This is a genomic window from Paracoccus xiamenensis (assembly GCF_011308835.1).
Classification (GTDB): domain Bacteria; phylum Pseudomonadota; class Alphaproteobacteria; order Rhodobacterales; family Rhodobacteraceae; genus Paracoccus; species Paracoccus xiamenensis.
The window spans coordinates 704,167-719,759 of sequence record NZ_JAAOHY010000001.1 but is presented as its reverse complement, the minus strand read 5'-3'; the positions used below and the strand labels follow the sequence as shown (position 1 = coordinate 719,759).

14 protein-coding genes are annotated in these 15,593 nt (G+C 64.7%); 5 read left to right on the top strand and 9 right to left on the bottom strand.

The window, feature by feature from the left end:
- The 4 genes from G7044_RS03585 to G7044_RS03570 form a co-directional block, all read right to left on the bottom strand.
- Entirely contained in the window at window positions 1-894 is an 894-nt protein-coding gene (locus G7044_RS03585; RefSeq protein WP_166326027.1) for a phosphatidate cytidylyltransferase, read from the bottom strand.
- Window positions 891-1,616: a polyprenyl diphosphate synthase gene (uppS, locus tag G7044_RS03580; RefSeq protein WP_166326024.1), complete on the bottom strand. Its 726-nt coding sequence runs from the start codon at window positions 1,614-1,616 to the stop codon at window positions 891-893. The genes G7044_RS03585 and uppS overlap by 4 nt, the downstream gene beginning before the upstream one ends.
- 1 nt (window position 1,617) lies before the next feature.
- Window positions 1,618-2,181 carry a ribosome recycling factor gene (gene frr, locus G7044_RS03575; protein ID WP_166326021.1) on the bottom strand — a complete coding sequence of 188 codons (564 nt, stop codon included), beginning with the start codon at window positions 2,179-2,181 and terminating at the stop codon, window positions 1,618-1,620.
- A gap of 107 nt (window positions 2,182-2,288) precedes the next feature.
- Window positions 2,289-4,205 (bottom strand): potassium transporter Kup, encoded by a 1,917-nt coding sequence (locus G7044_RS03570; protein WP_166326018.1) that lies wholly within the window; start codon window positions 4,203-4,205, stop codon window positions 2,289-2,291.
- A 169-nt stretch (window positions 4,206-4,374) separates the two neighbouring features.
- On the opposite strand from G7044_RS03570, the gene G7044_RS03565 reads away from it, so the two are divergent.
- The 4 genes from G7044_RS03565 (at window position 4,375) to typA (ending at window position 8,888) form a co-directional block, all read left to right on the top strand.
- Window positions 4,375-5,700 (top strand): aspartate aminotransferase family protein, encoded by a 1,326-nt coding sequence (locus G7044_RS03565; RefSeq protein WP_166326015.1) that lies wholly within the window; start codon window positions 4,375-4,377, stop codon window positions 5,698-5,700.
- 152 nt (window positions 5,701-5,852) lie between these two features.
- Window positions 5,853-6,131, top strand: a complete 279-nt coding sequence (locus tag G7044_RS03560) for a hypothetical protein (RefSeq protein WP_166326012.1) — start codon at window positions 5,853-5,855, stop codon at window positions 6,129-6,131.
- A gap of 9 nt (window positions 6,132-6,140) precedes the next feature.
- Window positions 6,141-6,764, top strand: coding sequence for a YitT family protein (locus G7044_RS03555; RefSeq protein WP_166326009.1), 624 nt, complete (start codon window positions 6,141-6,143; stop codon window positions 6,762-6,764).
- A 306-nt stretch (window positions 6,765-7,070) separates the two neighbouring features.
- Entirely contained in the window at window positions 7,071-8,888 is a 1,818-nt protein-coding gene (gene typA / locus G7044_RS03550) for a translational GTPase TypA (protein ID WP_166326006.1), read from the top strand.
- A gap of 180 nt (window positions 8,889-9,068) precedes the next feature.
- On the opposite strand, the gene G7044_RS03545 is transcribed toward typA, so the two are convergent.
- The 5 genes from G7044_RS03545 to G7044_RS03525 all read right to left on the bottom strand — a co-directional run bounded on the left by G7044_RS03545 (window position 9,069) and on the right by G7044_RS03525 (window position 14,388).
- Window positions 9,069-10,034: an alpha/beta hydrolase gene (locus G7044_RS03545; protein ID WP_166326003.1), complete on the bottom strand. Its 966-nt coding sequence runs from the start codon at window positions 10,032-10,034 to the stop codon at window positions 9,069-9,071.
- Window positions 10,035-10,146: 112 nt separating this feature from the next.
- Window positions 10,147-10,890, bottom strand: a complete 744-nt coding sequence (locus G7044_RS03540; RefSeq protein WP_166326000.1) for an alpha/beta hydrolase — start codon at window positions 10,888-10,890, stop codon at window positions 10,147-10,149.
- Entirely contained in the window at window positions 10,890-12,347 is a 1,458-nt protein-coding gene (locus G7044_RS03535) for a peptidoglycan -binding protein (protein ID WP_166325997.1), read from the bottom strand. Before G7044_RS03535 ends, G7044_RS03540 begins: the two co-directional genes overlap by 1 nt.
- A complete protein-coding gene (locus tag G7044_RS03530) occupies window positions 12,347-13,777 on the bottom strand; it encodes a hypothetical protein (protein ID WP_235931117.1) in 1,431 nt (476 codons plus the stop codon). Before G7044_RS03530 ends, G7044_RS03535 begins: the two co-directional genes overlap by 1 nt.
- Before the next feature lie 74 nt (window positions 13,778-13,851).
- Window positions 13,852-14,388, bottom strand: a complete 537-nt coding sequence (locus G7044_RS03525; protein WP_166325994.1) for a gamma-glutamylcyclotransferase — start codon at window positions 14,386-14,388, stop codon at window positions 13,852-13,854.
- A 69-nt stretch (window positions 14,389-14,457) separates the two neighbouring features.
- On the opposite strand from G7044_RS03525, the gene G7044_RS03520 reads away from it, so the two are divergent.
- Window positions 14,458-15,528, top strand: coding sequence for a DUF2125 domain-containing protein (locus G7044_RS03520; protein ID WP_166325991.1), 1,071 nt, complete (start codon window positions 14,458-14,460; stop codon window positions 15,526-15,528).
- The last annotated feature ends 65 nt before the right edge of the window (window positions 15,529-15,593 follow it).

The window sequence follows — 15,593 nt, the reverse complement described above, 5'->3', positions numbered from 1 at the left end:
TCAGCCTCCGGCAGCCGGGGGGCTGGTCAGGAAGATGCAGATCACCACCAGAAGGGCCAGCGGCATCAACAGGAAGGCGCCGGTCATGGCGTCGAAACGGTCCATGACCCCGCCATGGCCCGGGATCAGGTCCGAGCTGTCCTTGACGCCCACCCGCCGCTTCAGCCAGCTTTCGGCGATGTCGCCCATCTGCCCGGCAAAGGCGACCACCGGGGCCATAAGGGCCAGTTGCCAGTTGCTTTGCCCGGTCAGCAGCAGAATGAGCACGGTGAAGGCGACGGCCCCGACCCAGCCGGCAATCGTGCCGCTCCAGGTTTTCTTCGGGCTGATTGCGGGCCAGAATTTCGGGCCGCCAAAGGAACGACCTGCGAAATAGCCCATGATGTCGGAAACGACGACGATCCCCGCCACCCACAGCACCGCGCCGACCCCAAAGCCCTCGCGCGTCAGCAGGATCCCCAGCGAGGCGCCAAATATCGCCAACGCAAACAGCAGAAACGGCCAGCGGTTACGCGTAGCCGCACCAAGCCAGCCGATGGCCAGCGGAACAAGCAGCAAAAGCAGATAAGGCAAAAGTTGCCCGGTCATATCAGATGCGCCCGCAGGCATTCCCAGCATCGCCACAACCGCCGCAGCGACGCCGGCAGAGATCCCGGTCAGCAGCGCATGGCGGGCATTGCGTTCGGGCTGGTCCAGCGGGCCGGTCAGCCGCGCCAGTTCCCACATCATCAGCCCGACCAGAACCGACAGCCCAGCACGCAGTACCAACCCGGAAGACAGCAGCAGGCCCAGCCCCAGAAGCGCCAGGATCACCCCAGAGACCAAACGCGTTCGCAAATCGGCCCAGTTGCCGCCGGCGGCGGATGGGCCGGGCTTCTGGGAACCACCGGTCATGCGCCGCCAAAGCGCCGGTCGCGCAATCCAAAACGGTCAAGGATCTCTGCCAGATGCTCGGGCGAGAAATCCGGCCAGAGCGTGGGCGTGAATTCATATTCGGCATAGGCCGATTGCCAGGGCAGGAAATTCGAGGTCCGCGTCTCGCCCGAGGTGCGGATCACCAGATCCGGGTCGGGAAGGCCGACCGTGTCGAGACAATCGTTGAAATCGGCTTCGGTCGGGTTCTCGATTTGCCCGGCGGCGATCTTTTCCGCCAGCCTGGTCGAGGCGCGCAGGATCTCGTCCCGGCCGCCGTAATTGATGGCGACCGTCAGGTTCAGGCGGGTATTGCCCGCCGTCCGCGCCTCGATCCCGGCCATCAGGGCCTGAAGCTTGGGGTCCAGCCTTTCGCGCCCGCCGATGAAGCGCATGCGCACGCCTTCCGCCGACAGCCCATCGGCCTCGCGCAGGATATAGCGGCGGAAGATCTTCATCAGCCCGAGGACTTCCTCGGTCGAACGCTTCCAGTTCTCGGTCGAGAAGGCGTAGACGGTCAGCCAGCCGATACCGAGGTCGGGCGCTGCGCGCACGATCTGCTTGACCCGTTCAGCCCCGCGGCGGTGTCCCACCAGCCGGGGCCAACCACGGTTCTTGGCCCAACGGCCGTTGCCGTCCATGATGATGGCGACATGGCGCGGCGTGGCGGGCCCCTGCGACGGCTCGGCGGCAGTGACTGCCATCTCAGACCTGCATGATCTCGGCCTGCTTGGCCTCAAGCGCTTCGTCGACCTTGCCGATCAGGCGATTGGTCAGGGACTGAACTTCTTCTTCCCAGAATTTCTGGTCGTCTTCCGACATGCCCTGAGCCTTGGCCTTCTTCACCTGATCCATCCCATCGCGGCGGACGTTGCGGATGGCGACGCGCGCGCTTTCCGCGTATTGGGCGGCGACCTTGGTCAGTTCGCGGCGGCGTTCCTCGTTCAGTTCGGGGATGGGCAGCATGATGATGGTGCCGTTCAGCTGCGGGTTGATCCCAAGGCCCGATTCGCGGATCGCCTTTTCCGCCTTGCCGACAAGCGCCTTGTCCCAGACGTTGATCGTGACCATGCGCGGCTCGGGCACGTTCACGGTGCCGATCTGGTTGATCGGCGTGGGCGAGCCGTAGGCGTCGACCATGATCGGTTCGACCATGCTGGCCGAGGCGCGGCCGGTCCGCAGGCTGCCGAATTCATGGCGCAGCGCTTCCATTGCGCCATTCATGCGGCGCTCCAGATCGTCGGTGTCGATTTCGATATCGTCGGACATGCGTCCCTCTCATCCATTCGTTCTGGCCGTTCTAACGCGATGACAGGCGCATGGCAAAGCCCTATCCCGTCGGCACCCCTTAACCCGCCCATGACAACGGCGTGAGATCAAACATTCATCTGCTGGCCCAGCTCCACCACGCGGTTCGAGGGCAGGCGATAGAAGTTCGTAGGCTCTGCCGCCGAGCGGTACAGCCCCGCGAAAACCCGCCCCTGCCAGCGCGGCATCAGGTTGCCCTTGCCGACCCGCAGCGTGCGCCGGTTCAGGAAATACGATGTCAGCATGATGTCGAATTTATGCCCGAAGCGCTTGGCCCCAGCCAACCCACGCGGCACGTTGGGTTGTTCCATATAGCCAAAGCGCAACCAGACCTTCCAGAAACCGGGCGCGACTTCCTCGATGCGGACGCGGTCTTCCTCCTCCACGCGAGGGGTATTGGCGCTTTCGACCTTCACGATGAAATTGCGCTCGTGCAGGACACGGTTGTGCTTGAGGTTGTGGATCAGCGCCGGCGGCGCGACCGAGGGATCGGCGGTCAGGAAAACCGCAGTGCCCGGCACCTGTACAGGCGGCTTGGCGGCCAGTTTTCCGGTCAGCATGTCGGTATCGACGCTGTCGGCATGGATCTTGGCCTGCAAGCGCCGCATGCCGTCGGTCCAGACCAGCATCAGGACCACCGCGACCGCCGCGAAGGCGATGGGGATATAGCCGCCATCGGCGAATTTCATCAGGTTTGCGGTAAAGAAGATCAGCTCGACCGTCAGAACCGGGACCATGATCGCGGCAACGACGGGCCAGCTCCAGTTCCAGGCCCAGCGGAAGACGATCACCGCAAGGATCGAGGTGATCACCATGTCGCCCGTGACCGCGATCCCGTAAGCGCTTGCCAGCCGGGCCGAGGATCCGAAAGTCAGCACCAGTGCCACAACCCCGATCAGCAGCACGATATTGACGCGCGGCAGATAGATCTGGCCCACCTGAGTATCCGAGGTGTGCTGGATTTCCAGACGCGGCAGAAGCCCCAGCCGCACCGCCTGCGCGGCGACCGAATACGCGCCCGAAATCACCGCCTGCGACGCGATGACGGTGGCGACAGTGGCCAGCAGCACCAGCGGCAGGCGGAACCAGTCGGGCGCCATCAGAAAGAACGGGTTTGATACCGTTTCGGGATGGGCCAGCACCATCGCCCCCTGCCCCAGATAGGACAGCGCCAGCGCCGGAAAGACCAGCACGGTCCAGGCGATGCGGATCGCCGAGCGGCCGAAATGCCCCATATCGGCATACAGCGCCTCGGCCCCGGTGACGGCCAGGAAGACCGATCCCAGCACCGGCATCGCAGCAAAGCCGTAACTCTGCACAAATCCCACCGCGCGCAGCGGGTTCAGTGCCTGCAGGATGCGCGCATCATCGGCGATGTGACTGATGCCCAGGATCGCCATGGTCGAAAACCAGATCAGCATGATCGGCCCGAACAGCCGCGCGATGCGATCCGTCCCGCCGCGCTGCACCCAGAACAGCACGAAGACGATGGCCAGCGTGATCGGCACGACATAGCGTTCAAACCCCGGCTGGATCAGGGTCAGGCCCTCGACCGCCGAGAGGACGGAAATCGCAGGCGTAATCATCGAATCGCCGAAGAACAGCGACACGCCGACAATGCCTAACAACATCAGCAACAACCGCTTGCGCGAATTGGCCCCGCCCTTCAGCGCACCCTGCGCCTTAGCGACCAGCGAAAGCGTGCCGCCTTCGCCGTTGTTATCGGCGCGCAGGATCAGGATGACGTATTTCACCGTCACGATCAGAACCACCGTCCAGAACAGCAGCGACACGATCCCGATCACGGATGTCTCGGGCAGTCCTTCCTCATGCGCATGCACCAGCGACTCGCGCAGTGCATACAGGGGCGAGGTGCCGATATCGCCGTAAACCACGCCAAGGCAGGCAAGGACGAGTGCGGCATTCACTTTGTTGGGGGAATGGGCATGATCCGCGATCATGCTGTCATCAACCGGGTCTGCCATCTGGCTCTCCGAGGAATTTGCAGGCGCAGCATATGCGCGTGCTGCGGTGCAAAATCAAGTCTTCGTTACGCGCGGCGGCGAAATCCAGCCGCGCCGCGCATCGTCGCAACGCTTGACCAAAGCCTGCCGCGTGCTAGCGTCCATGCCGACACAGCAAGGAACACAGCGCATGGCCCTGGACCGCAAGCCCGCCCCGAACGACCTTTCTGCCTTCTGGATGCCCTTTACGGCGAACCGCCAGTTCAAATCGAACCCGCGCCTGTTCGTGGCCGCGAAGGACATGCACTATACCACCGCCGACGGGCGGCAGGTGCTGGATGGAACCTCTGGTCTGTGGTGCTGCAACGCGGGCCATGCCCGCCCGAAGATTTCCGAGGCGATCGCGACGCAGGTAGCGACGCTGGACTATGCGCCCGCCTTCCAGATGGGGCACCCTGCCGCGTTTGAGCTGGCCAACCGCGTCGTGGCACTGGCCCCCGACAATATGGAGCATGTCTTTTTCACCAATTCCGGCTCGGAATCGGTGGATACCGCGCTGAAAATCGCGCTCGCCTATCACCGCGTCCGGGGCGAGGGCACCCGCACCCGCTTCATCGGGCGCGAGCGTGGATATCACGGCGTGGGCTTTGGCGGTATCTCGGTCGGCGGCATCGTCAATAACCGCCGCTTTTTCGGCACGGCGCTTGGGGGCGTCGACCACCTGCCCCACACCCACCTCCCGGAAAACGCCTTCTCAAAGGGATTGCCCGAAAACGGCGCGAATCTGGCCGACAATCTGGAAGGGCTGGTGACGCTGCACGGGGCCGAAAACATCGCCGCCGTGATTGTGGAACCGATGGCAGGCTCGACCGGCGTGCTGATGCCGCCCAAGGGCTATCTGGAAAAGCTGCGCGCGATCACCAAGAAACACGGCATCCTGCTGATCTTTGACGAGGTCATCACTGGCTTCGGCCGCCTTGGCGCGCCCTTCGCGTCCCAATATTTCAACGTCCTGCCCGACATGATCACCTGCGCCAAGGGCCTGACCAATGGCGTCATCCCCATGGGCGGCGTCATCGTCACCGGCGAGATTCACGACGCCTTCATGAACGGCCCCGAACACGCGATCGAGCTGTTCCACGGCTATACCTATTCCGGCAACCCGGTCGCCTCGGCCGCCGGTCTGGCGACGCTGGACACCTATGCCGAAGAAGGCCTGTTTGAACGCGCAGCCACGCTGGCCCCGAAATGGGAAGAGGCGCTGCATTCGCTGAAGGGCCTGCCGCATGTCACCGACATCCGCAATCTGGGCCTTGTCGGCGCGGTGGAGCTCGCCCCCATCGACGGCCAACCCGGCAAGCGCGGCTTCGACGCCTTCCTGGAGGCTTACGACGCCGGCATCCTGATCCGCGTCACCGGCGACATCATCGCGCTGTCCCCGCCGCTGATCGTGTCAGAAGCGCAGATCGACGAGCTGGTCGGCAAGCTGGCCGAGGTGCTGAAATCGCTCGATTAAGGCCGCACCTGGCCCTCGTCTGGCGTTTCCTGCTGTTCCATTTCCTCTCGGTGGCGGCGACGGCGATATTCGCCGCCGTCACCTTCGAGATTATCACTCGTCACGACGGCGCGACCCCGAACCTGACACCCGCGCTTCTTTTCGGCATCCAGATGACGCTCGCATTCGGGCCGGTCCTGTTGATCCCCTCGGCACTTGGCTGGTGGATCGGCGGAGCCTTCCTGCGTCTTCGTGGACCTTCGGCAACCCCACGCCCCGCCGTTCAGGGTGCGTCCGCCGGGCTGGCAGCGCATATTCTTTTCTCGACCGAGATCGGGTGGATGCCACCAACACTGATCGGCATCCCCATCGGGGCACTGTTCGGTTGGCTGGTCTTCATAAGATGGTTTCCGATGCTGCCCGACATTGCCGTTCGTGACGCAGACGCATAGTGAACAGTCATGCCTGAAATCTCCCCTCCCGCCGCGCCACCCCAGAACCGCCACACCCCGCTCGATGACGGGCAAGGCATCGCCTATGGCAGCTTCATGGCAGCGCTGAGCATTGTCATACTGACGCATCTGGGCTTCGTTACCGGCCAGACGGCGGGGCTGGCGCTGCTGATTTCCTATGCCACCGGCTGGGACTGGGCACCTGTCTTCTTCGTGGTGAACATCCCCTTCTACTGGATCGGCTGGAAGCGCTTTGGCCCGACCTTCGTCGCCAAAAGCCTGTTTGCCGTCACGCTGACCTCGGCGCTGGCAGCGATCCTTCCGCACTATATCAGCTTTGCCGACCTGAACCCCTTGCTGGGCGCAGTGATGATCGGCACGTTCACCGGATCGGCCCTGATCGCGCTGTTCCGCCACGGCGCCAGCTTGGGCGGCATCGGCATCGTCGGACTGTATATTCAGGACGCAACGGGATTTCGCGCCGGTTGGGTGCAACTGATCTTTGACGCCTGTATCTTTGCGGTGGCGCTGTTCCTTCGCGACCCGGTGGCCGTCGCGTGGTCGTTCCTTGGCGCACTGGTTGCCAACCTGACCATCGCCATCAATCACCGGAAAGACCGTTATATCGTTTGATAAATCGGGAACCCCTTGGAATGGCAGGACGTTCCCTTGCTGACCAGTCAGAAAGGAATGCCAAATGAACTCGATCATCTATATCGTCGGCCTTGTCGTCGTGGTTCTGTTCATCCTGTCGATGCTGGGCTTGCGCTAAGCAGACCCGCATTTGCTAAACGGCGCGAGGGCATCTGCTCTCGCGCCGTTTTTCATGCGCCTTCCGCTGCGACGCTCGCAGCGCCGGGTCTGCAACCGGACATTCCTCTGGCCTTTATCCGGCCTCTGCGGTAGGGGGGCGCAACTTTTCCTTACAGGCCGCGCCCCATGGACATCCGCAATATCGCCATCATCGCCCACGTTGACCACGGCAAGACGACGCTGGTCGACCAGTTGCTGAAGCAATCCGGCTCCTTCCGTGAAAACCAGGCCGTCGCCGAGCGCGCCATGGACAGCAACGATATCGAACGCGAACGCGGCATCACCATCCTCGCCAAGGCGACCTCGGTCGAATGGAAGGGCACGCGCATCAATATCGTCGACACCCCCGGCCACGCCGATTTCGGCGGCGAGGTCGAACGCATCCTGTCGATGGTCGATGGCGTCTGCCTGCTGGTCGATGCTGCCGAAGGCCCGATGCCGCAGACGAAATTCGTGACCTCCAAGGCGCTGGCACTGGGTCTGAAACCCATCGTGGTGCTGAACAAAGTCGACAAGCCAGCGGCCGAACCCGAGCATGCCTTGAACGAGGTGTTCGACCTGTTCGCCAACCTCGGCGCAAATGACGAACAGCTTGATTTCCCGCACCTTTATGCCTCGGGCATCGGCGGCTGGGCGGTCAACGAACTGGACGACGAACGCAAGGACATGTCGGCGCTGTTCGACCTGGTCCTGAAACATGTCGAGCCGCCAAAGCAGATCGCCAAGACCGATCAGCCCTTCACCATGCTGGCCACCACACTGGGCGCGGATCCCTTCCTGGGCCGTATCCTGACCGGCCGCGTCGAATCCGGCCGCGCCAAGGCCGGGGATACCGTGAAGGTGCTGAACCGCCAGAACGAGCGGGTGGAACAATTCCGCATCTCGAAGGTGCTGGCGTTCCGCGGCCTCACCCAGCAGCCCATCGACGAAGCCGTCGCAGGTGACATCGTCAGCCTCGCCGGCATGGCCAAGGGCACCGTGGCCGACACGATCTGCGCGATGGAGGTCGAGGCGGCCATCCCCGCCCAGCCCATCGACCCGCCGACCATCAGCGTCACCTTCGGCATCAACGATTCGCCCCTGGCCGGCCAGGACGGCAAGAAGGTCCAGTCCCGCGTCATCCGCGAGCGCCTGATGAAAGAGGCCGAATCCAACGTTGCCATCCGCGTCGAAGACACCCCCGGCGGCGAGGCCTTCATCGTCTCGGGTCGCGGCGAATTGCAGATGGGCGTTCTGATCGAAAACATGCGCCGCGAAGGGTTCGAGCTGTCGATCTCGCGCCCGCGCGTGATCTTCCGCGAGGAAGATGGCCAGCGGATGGAACCGATCGAGGAAGTCATCATCGACGTTGATGACGACTTTACCGGCGCGGTGATCGAAAAGCTGACCGGCGACCGCAAGGGCGATCTGGTCGACATGCGCCCCGCAGGCCACGGCAAGACCCGGATCGTCGCCCATGTCCCCTCTCGCGGGCTGATCGGCTATCATGGCGAATTCATGACCGACACGCGCGGCAACGGCGTGCTGAACCGCATTTTCCACGGCTGGGCCCCTTATAAGGGCGCTATTCAGGGCCGCCGTCAGGGCGTTCTGATCAGCATGGAAAACGGCGTTTCGGTGGCCTATGCCCTGTGGAACCTGGAAGAACGCGGCAAGCTGTTCATCGGCGCGCAGGAACAGGTCTATACCGGGATGATCATCGGCGAACACAGCCGCGACAACGACCTGGAAGTGAACCCGTTGAAGGGCAAGAAGCTGACCAACGTCCGTGCCTCGGGCACCGACGAAGCGGTCCGCCTGACCCCGCCGGTGCGGATGTCGCTGGAAGAGGCCATCGCCTATATCGACGATGACGAACTGGTCGAAGTGACGCCGAAAAGCATCCGCCTGCGCAAGCGCTATCTGGATCCGCACGAGCGCAAACGCCAGGCGCGCGCCGAGTAACCCCAACCGCGCCGCCGGGGCGATGCGCCCCGGCCCGACGGTATTGGATGGGCCGAGAGGCCGCAGGATATTTGGGCCAGAATGAAAGGCGCGATGCCTTCATCATTCTGGCTTCCTCATTTCATTCTGGTCGAAATATCCCGGGGTCCGGGGCAGCGCCCCGGCCGGTCTTGCCGACTGTCACTCGCCGAAATTCTGGGTAATCCAGCCATTGATGCGCGTCGCCACTGGCGCGGTCTGTCCGGGCGACAAAACGTCGCCGGCTATTACATGCGTCGAGGCATCGTCGCCCGGACCCACGGTCACCGGCACCCGCGTCACCGTTCCACCCCATTGCGACAAAAAGCGCCTGGTCCCCTCGGGATCGACGATATTGTCAGCCTCGGACCAGAGCGCAAGAAGTGGCTGGGTCGCCGCAGTATAATCGGCGTGACTGGCATCGGCAACAAGGGCCGCGACCGGCAGCACGGCCACGATCGGATAGCATTCCGTCCAGTATTCGCGGTGCCTGTCGTTGACCGGAGTCATACAGCGCTCTCGCCCGGCGATCAGCGGCAACCAATAGCGGGCAAGTGGCTGGCGCAGCAGAAACGCTCCGCGCGCCTGAAGCCCGAAATTGGGCGAGATCAGCACCACGCCGTCGATCTGCGGGCCCAGCACCGGATCGCGGGCCGCCAGCGCCGCCAGCGTGCCCCCGGTCGAGGTGCCGATCAGCACCACCTTTTCCCCGATACGCTTGCCGATGGCCACGGCCTCGGCCACGTCACGCGCCCAGTCCGATACCCGCGCCCCGGCAAGCGATTCACCGTCAAGCCCATGCCCGCCCAGCCGGGCGAAATACAGGTTCGACCCCCGCCAGGCCGCCACCAGATCGGGCACAGGTCGGATTTCCTGCGAACTGGCGGAAAACCCATGCAGATAGACAAGCGCCACTGGCGTTTTCACACCCGTTCGCCCCGCCCAGACGATACGACGCGAGACCTCGGGGCGGATGCCGCTTTCCTGCAGGTAAAGCCAGGCGTCCAGATCCTCGGGCAGTTCCGCGATCTCAGGGGGCGCAAAGCGGCCGGGCTCGCGCGGGGCGAAGGCCCAGGCAAGCACGACAAGCACCATTCCTACGGCCAGGGTGGCGAAGAGGATGCTCATGATCCGCCTGCGCACAGGCACCCGATCCGCAGGCGCGGGCGGGGATTTCCGCGCGGACTTTCGGGTGGGGGCCCGTCCGGGGCCGGAGCGGGGCTTATCAGGTTCATTCGCTCTAGCCACGAAGGACCTCGGCAATCGCCGCTTCGATCAGCCCCAGGCATTCCGGGGTCGAGAAACGGTGATCGGCACCCTTGACCAGCGTCAGCCGCAAGTCCGGGGATTGCGCGTGATCCAGCAGCCGCAGCGCCCAATCCATCGGCACATCCGCATCCGCCGTGCCCTGCAGCAGGCGCACCGGGAAGGGCATATTCAGTGGGGATTGCAGGACCAGATGATCGCGCCCTTCCTCGATCAGGCGTCGGGTGATGACATAGGGCGCATCGGAATATTCCGATGGAAGCTCCCACCGGCCATCGCGCATCAGCGCCTCGCGCTGCGCAGGCGTGGCGGCGGCCCAATAGCCCTGCTCGGTGAAGTCCGGCGCGGCGGCGATGCCGACCAGCCCCGCCACGCGTTCGGGCATGGCGCGCGCCACCAGAAGCGAGATCCAGCCGCCCATGCTTGATCCGACCAGCACCTGCGGGCCTTCGGTCAATGCAGCAATCGCGGCCATGGCGTCGGCGGCCCAGTCGCCGATACTGCCGTCTTCGAAATCGCCGGACGATTCGCCGTGGCCGGAATAGTCAAAGCGCAGGAAGGCGCGACCGCTGCGCGCCGCCCATTGGGCCAGATATTCAGCCTTGCTGCCGCGCATGTCGGACTTGAACCCGCCCAGAAAGACCACGCCCGGCCCCTGCCCCGGCTGGCGTTCAAAGGCGATGCGGCGGCCTTGCGGCCCATCCAGAAACTCGGTCATCAGCGTTCCGTCAATTTCAGCTCGATCCGGCGATTCCTCGCGCGGTTTTCCGGGCTATCCTCGGGCGCAAGCGGGCGGGTTTCGGCGAATCCCGTCGGCGCCAGCCGGTCGGCCGGAAAGTCCAACTCGTCCACCATATAGCGCACAACCGCAAGTGCCCGCGCCTGACTGAGTTCCCAGTTGTCGCGATAGCGGCCCGCCCCGGACAGGGGTGTCGAATCGGTATGGCCATCGACGCGAATGACCCAGTCGATCTCGGACGGAATGGTCTGGGCGATGTCCTGCAGCATCGTGGTGACGCGCGCGATGCTGGCACGTCCGGCCTCGGACAGGGTTGCCTCGCCCATGCCGAACAGGACCTCGGACTGGAAAACGAAGCGGTCGCCGACGACCTGCACGCCCTCGCGCCCCTGCAAAACCTCGCTGAGACGCCCGAAGAATTCGGAACGATAGCGGGCCAGATCGGCGGCCTCTGCCTCCAGCCGCTTACGCTCTGCTTCCTCCAGCGTCAGCCGGCGCTGCTGTTCCTGCGAGGCGCTGAGCAGTGCCGCGTTCAGCTGCAGGCCGAGATCCTCCAGCCGCACCTCGGCCGCCTGCTTGTCGTTTTCGGTCGCGTTCAGCGCCTGCTGAATGGCGGAAAGCTGCTGATTCAGCGTTGCCACCTGCTGGTTCAACAGCGCCACCCGCCGCTGCGCCTCGTCCGAACTTTTCTGCTCGCCGGCCAGTTTTTCCTGCGCCACCGCCAGCAAGGCTGCCTGCCTTTCGGCTTCGGACGCGGCACCGCCCGCCTGCGCGGTCAGATCGCGCTTGGCGGCCTCGGCGGCGGCCAGCAGGGTCAGCGTATCCTCGGCCTGCTTGCGGCTTTCTTCCAGCGACAGGGTCATTGCGGTCAGTTCGGCTTCCGAGGACCGCAGCCGTGCCCGCAACGCCTCGGCTGCGGCGGCTTCGGTCAGGCGTGCGGCCTCGGTTTCGGTCAGTTTCTGGCCGGCATCGCTGTTCTGGGCTTCCAGATCCTTGACCAGGGCCTCCAGCGCTTCGCGGCGGGCGGCGGCAAGGCGCGCGGCCTCGGCGGCGGCGTCGATTTCCGTGCGCGCGGCACCAAGCGCGGCCTCGGCCGCGCCGGCGCGCTGGGATTCGGCATCGCGCGCCTGTGCCAGCCGCGCGACCTGGGTTTCGAAATCCAGAATGCGGGCCTGCGCCTCGGTCAGGCCGGCCTGGGCCGCATCCTTTTCGCCCTGCGTGACGGAAAGCGTGCTGGACAGGCCCGCCACCTGCTGGCCCAGCCGGTCAAGCTGGCTTTCCTGCCGGTCGACGGTATCGCGCAGGACCGACTGCACCACCATGAAGATGGTGATGACGAACATCAGCACCATCAGCAGCGCCGTCATCGCATCGACGAAGCCCGGCCATATCGTGGCCGAAAAGCGGTTCACGCCCCTGCCCCGCAACAATGCCATCAGCTTCGCCCCAAGGCCCGCAGCGCGTCGGTCAATTCGACCAATTCGCGCCTGAGATCAGCAGTCGACAATTGACGGGCGGCATGGGTTTCATCGGCCAGCCGGCCCACATTGTCGTTGATAGCGCGCAGGTGCTGACGCGATTCATCGTCGGTCGGACGGGTTGAAAGGCCTTCGATCAGCCGTTCCTGCGCCTCGCCCATGCGGGTCAGCGCGCGAGAGACCTCGATCATGTTATCGGGGCGTGCTTCGGTCGCGCGGACCAGCTTGTCCTGCCCATCCGCCACCCGCGACATCGCCCGCGACATCTCGCCCAGGCGGGACACATTGGCCTCGGAATCGTCCAGCATGAACTGGCCCAGCCGTTCGACATTGCGGGCCATCAGCAGCACACGTTCATCGGCCTCGATCGCTTCCTGTTCGCGGATTTCGTCGCGTTCGGCATAGAAGGCCTGCAAGTCAGTCATCTGCCCGGCGATCTGGTCCAGAAACCCCATGATGCTGGCCTGATCCAGCCTGTCGCTGTCATCCCCGGCAATGCCCAGCCGGGTAAAGCCCGACAGCCATTCTTCCAACTCGCGGTAAAAGCGGTTCTGGCCATGGGTCGCGAACAGTTCCAGCAGCCCCACGACCAGCGATCCCGCCAACCCCAGAAGCGAGGATGAAAACGCCACCGCCATGCCACCCAGCTGAGCCTCCAGCCCTGACATCAGCTTGTCGAAGACCTGCAGGCCGGTCTCTCCCTCCTGCGGCGCCAATGCGCGGATGGTGTCGACGACCGCTGGAACCGTGGTCGCAAGACCATAGAAGGTGCCCAGAAGCCCGAGGAAGATCAGCAGGTTGGACAGGTAACGGGTGATGTCGCGGGCTTCGTCGATGCGGGTCGCCACCGATTCGAGGATCGAGCGCGCCGAACTGGCCGAGATCACCCCGCCCACCGGTCCCCGCGCGCCCAGCAGCGCCGCCAGAGGCGCCAACAGGCGCGGCGCGACATCGTCGCCCTCGCCCACGGCAGCCACGCCCTTTTCGGCGGCATTGCGGCGACGTTCGGCAAAGCGTTCGATCCAGCTGACCGACTGGATCAGCTGCGCCACCTGCCAGAAGCAGGCCAGAACGCCGATCACGAAAACCGCCAGAATCAACCCGTTGAGGTAAATATTCGCGGTGAATATGGGCAGGATCCGGCCATAAGCGAACCAGCCCCCCGCCGCCACCAGCACCGAAACGATCAGCATCAGCACGATCTGGCGGATGGGCTGGCTGAAATGCGGTTGCACCACCCGGCGTTCCTGCGCGCGCCGTGCCGTCAACCGACGCGAGGGACGCGCGGCGGGCGCATCCGCCCCGATCAGCCTGCGCTCGGCCGTTTTATCCCGATCCTCCGGCGAGGCGGCGGTTGGGTTGGATTCGGGTGGCGTCTCTGCGCTCATCTCGGTCCTCCGGGGACGGGTTTCCCGGCAAGTCTAGCAGCCCGGCGGCCGCTGCCAACAGCGGAATTTTCCTTTTAGGTTGACAGCTTGCGCACTTCGGCGGCAAGCGCCTCCATTTCCGGGTCGGGCAGACCAAGTTCCGCCAGATGGGCGGCGGTGTTATACAGGTAGTCGCGATTGGGACCGCGCCCGCCGGTCGCGCTGGCGATGATCCGCGCCTGTTCGGTCGCACACAGGTCGCCCGCATATTGGTCATGGTCACGCTGCATCACGTAGGTGATGGCCTCGACGCGGCGGCCATCGGCCAGTTCGACCGGCAGCACCGCCTCGCGGTAAGCATAGGTCGACATTTCACGCGCGCGCACGTCCGCAATCACCTGCGGCCAATCGGAATCGCCCACACGCAGCGCCACGCCGCGACAGGATGCGCCATGCGCCTCGTCAAGGCCCAGCACCAGGCCGGGATGTTCAGGCGTGCCGCGATAGACGATGGAACGCAGGCAGAAGCTGCGATGAAAGCCCTGCAAGGTGCCAATGGCGCGTTCGGCCACCGCGAAGCCGGGATCCCACATCAGTGATCCATATGCGAAAAGCCAGTTCTGATCCTGCATAGCCGCCTCTTTCCTCAAGACATATTCTAGGCTTACATGCGCCGGGTTCCAAGATCGGCGGAGACATGGATGAAAAATCTGCTTATCGGCACGGCGCTTGTGGCCGCAATGCTTGGTGCCGCGTGGTATGGCGGCGAAACCTGGCTGAGCGGCAAGGCCCGTGAAGCCGTCACCAGCAGTCCGGTGGTCGAGGCCGCCAGCGTCACCCCCCTGCGCGATCCGCGCCGCATCGGGCTGCGCATGGCCGAGGTCGAAATCGGCGATGCAGAAACCGGGCTGAGCGCGCCCGGCCTGAAGCTCTATGCGCCGCTGATCGCGCCGACCACCATGACGGTGGCGCTGCCTTCGCAGATGGAACTGCGGATGGGCAACGCGCCGGTATCGGTGACATTGGGCCAGGGTCAGGCCCACGCCGCGCTTTCCCTCACGCATGAGATGGCCATACGCGAGGCCGGGATCGACGCGCGCGATCTGGACGTTGACGGCGTCGACATGCTGCAATCGTTGGAGATAACGGCCCGGCTGGCCCATATGGGCGGCGCTGCCCCGCAAGGGTCGCGCGCCGCCTATGCCGTCGACGCCACGGCGCGCGGTTTGACGCTTCCGGGTTTGCAGGAACGGCTCGACATAATCGGGCCGGTCCAGCTGTGGCTGACAGAGGTCCCCGGCCAACCGATGCTGGAGGGTCGCGTGCCCCCGCCGGCGCTGACCGGCATGCAGACGCAAGGCCTGCGCTTTTCGCTGGCGGGGGCCGAGGCCACGCTGATCGGCCGCATCCAAGCCGATGCCCAAGGCCGCGCCGAGGGCGAAGCCGCGCTTTACACCCGCGATGCACGCCCGTTCATCGACGCCGCAGTCGAGGCCGGTCTGATCCCCCAAAAGGCGGCGATGCTGGTTGGCGCGATGATCAACACATTGTCGAAGACACCACTGCCCGGCGAGATAAAGGAAACCGTGGTGCGCTCCGCCGAGGTGCTGCCCCTGACCCCAGAGGAGGCAGGCACCGATGACGACATGCTGGTCGCGCTTCCGCCGGCGCAGGAAGGTCAGATCCGGCTGCCTCTGATCCTCAAGGATGGCGAGGTCAGGCTGGGGCCGGTGCCCATCGGCCCCGCCCCCCGGCTGTTCCCCGCCACCTAAGCGCTGATGCGGTTCCGGCGCGTTCCCGCGCCGCTCAACGGCGCGCCGGTCGCGCGCGCACGAAG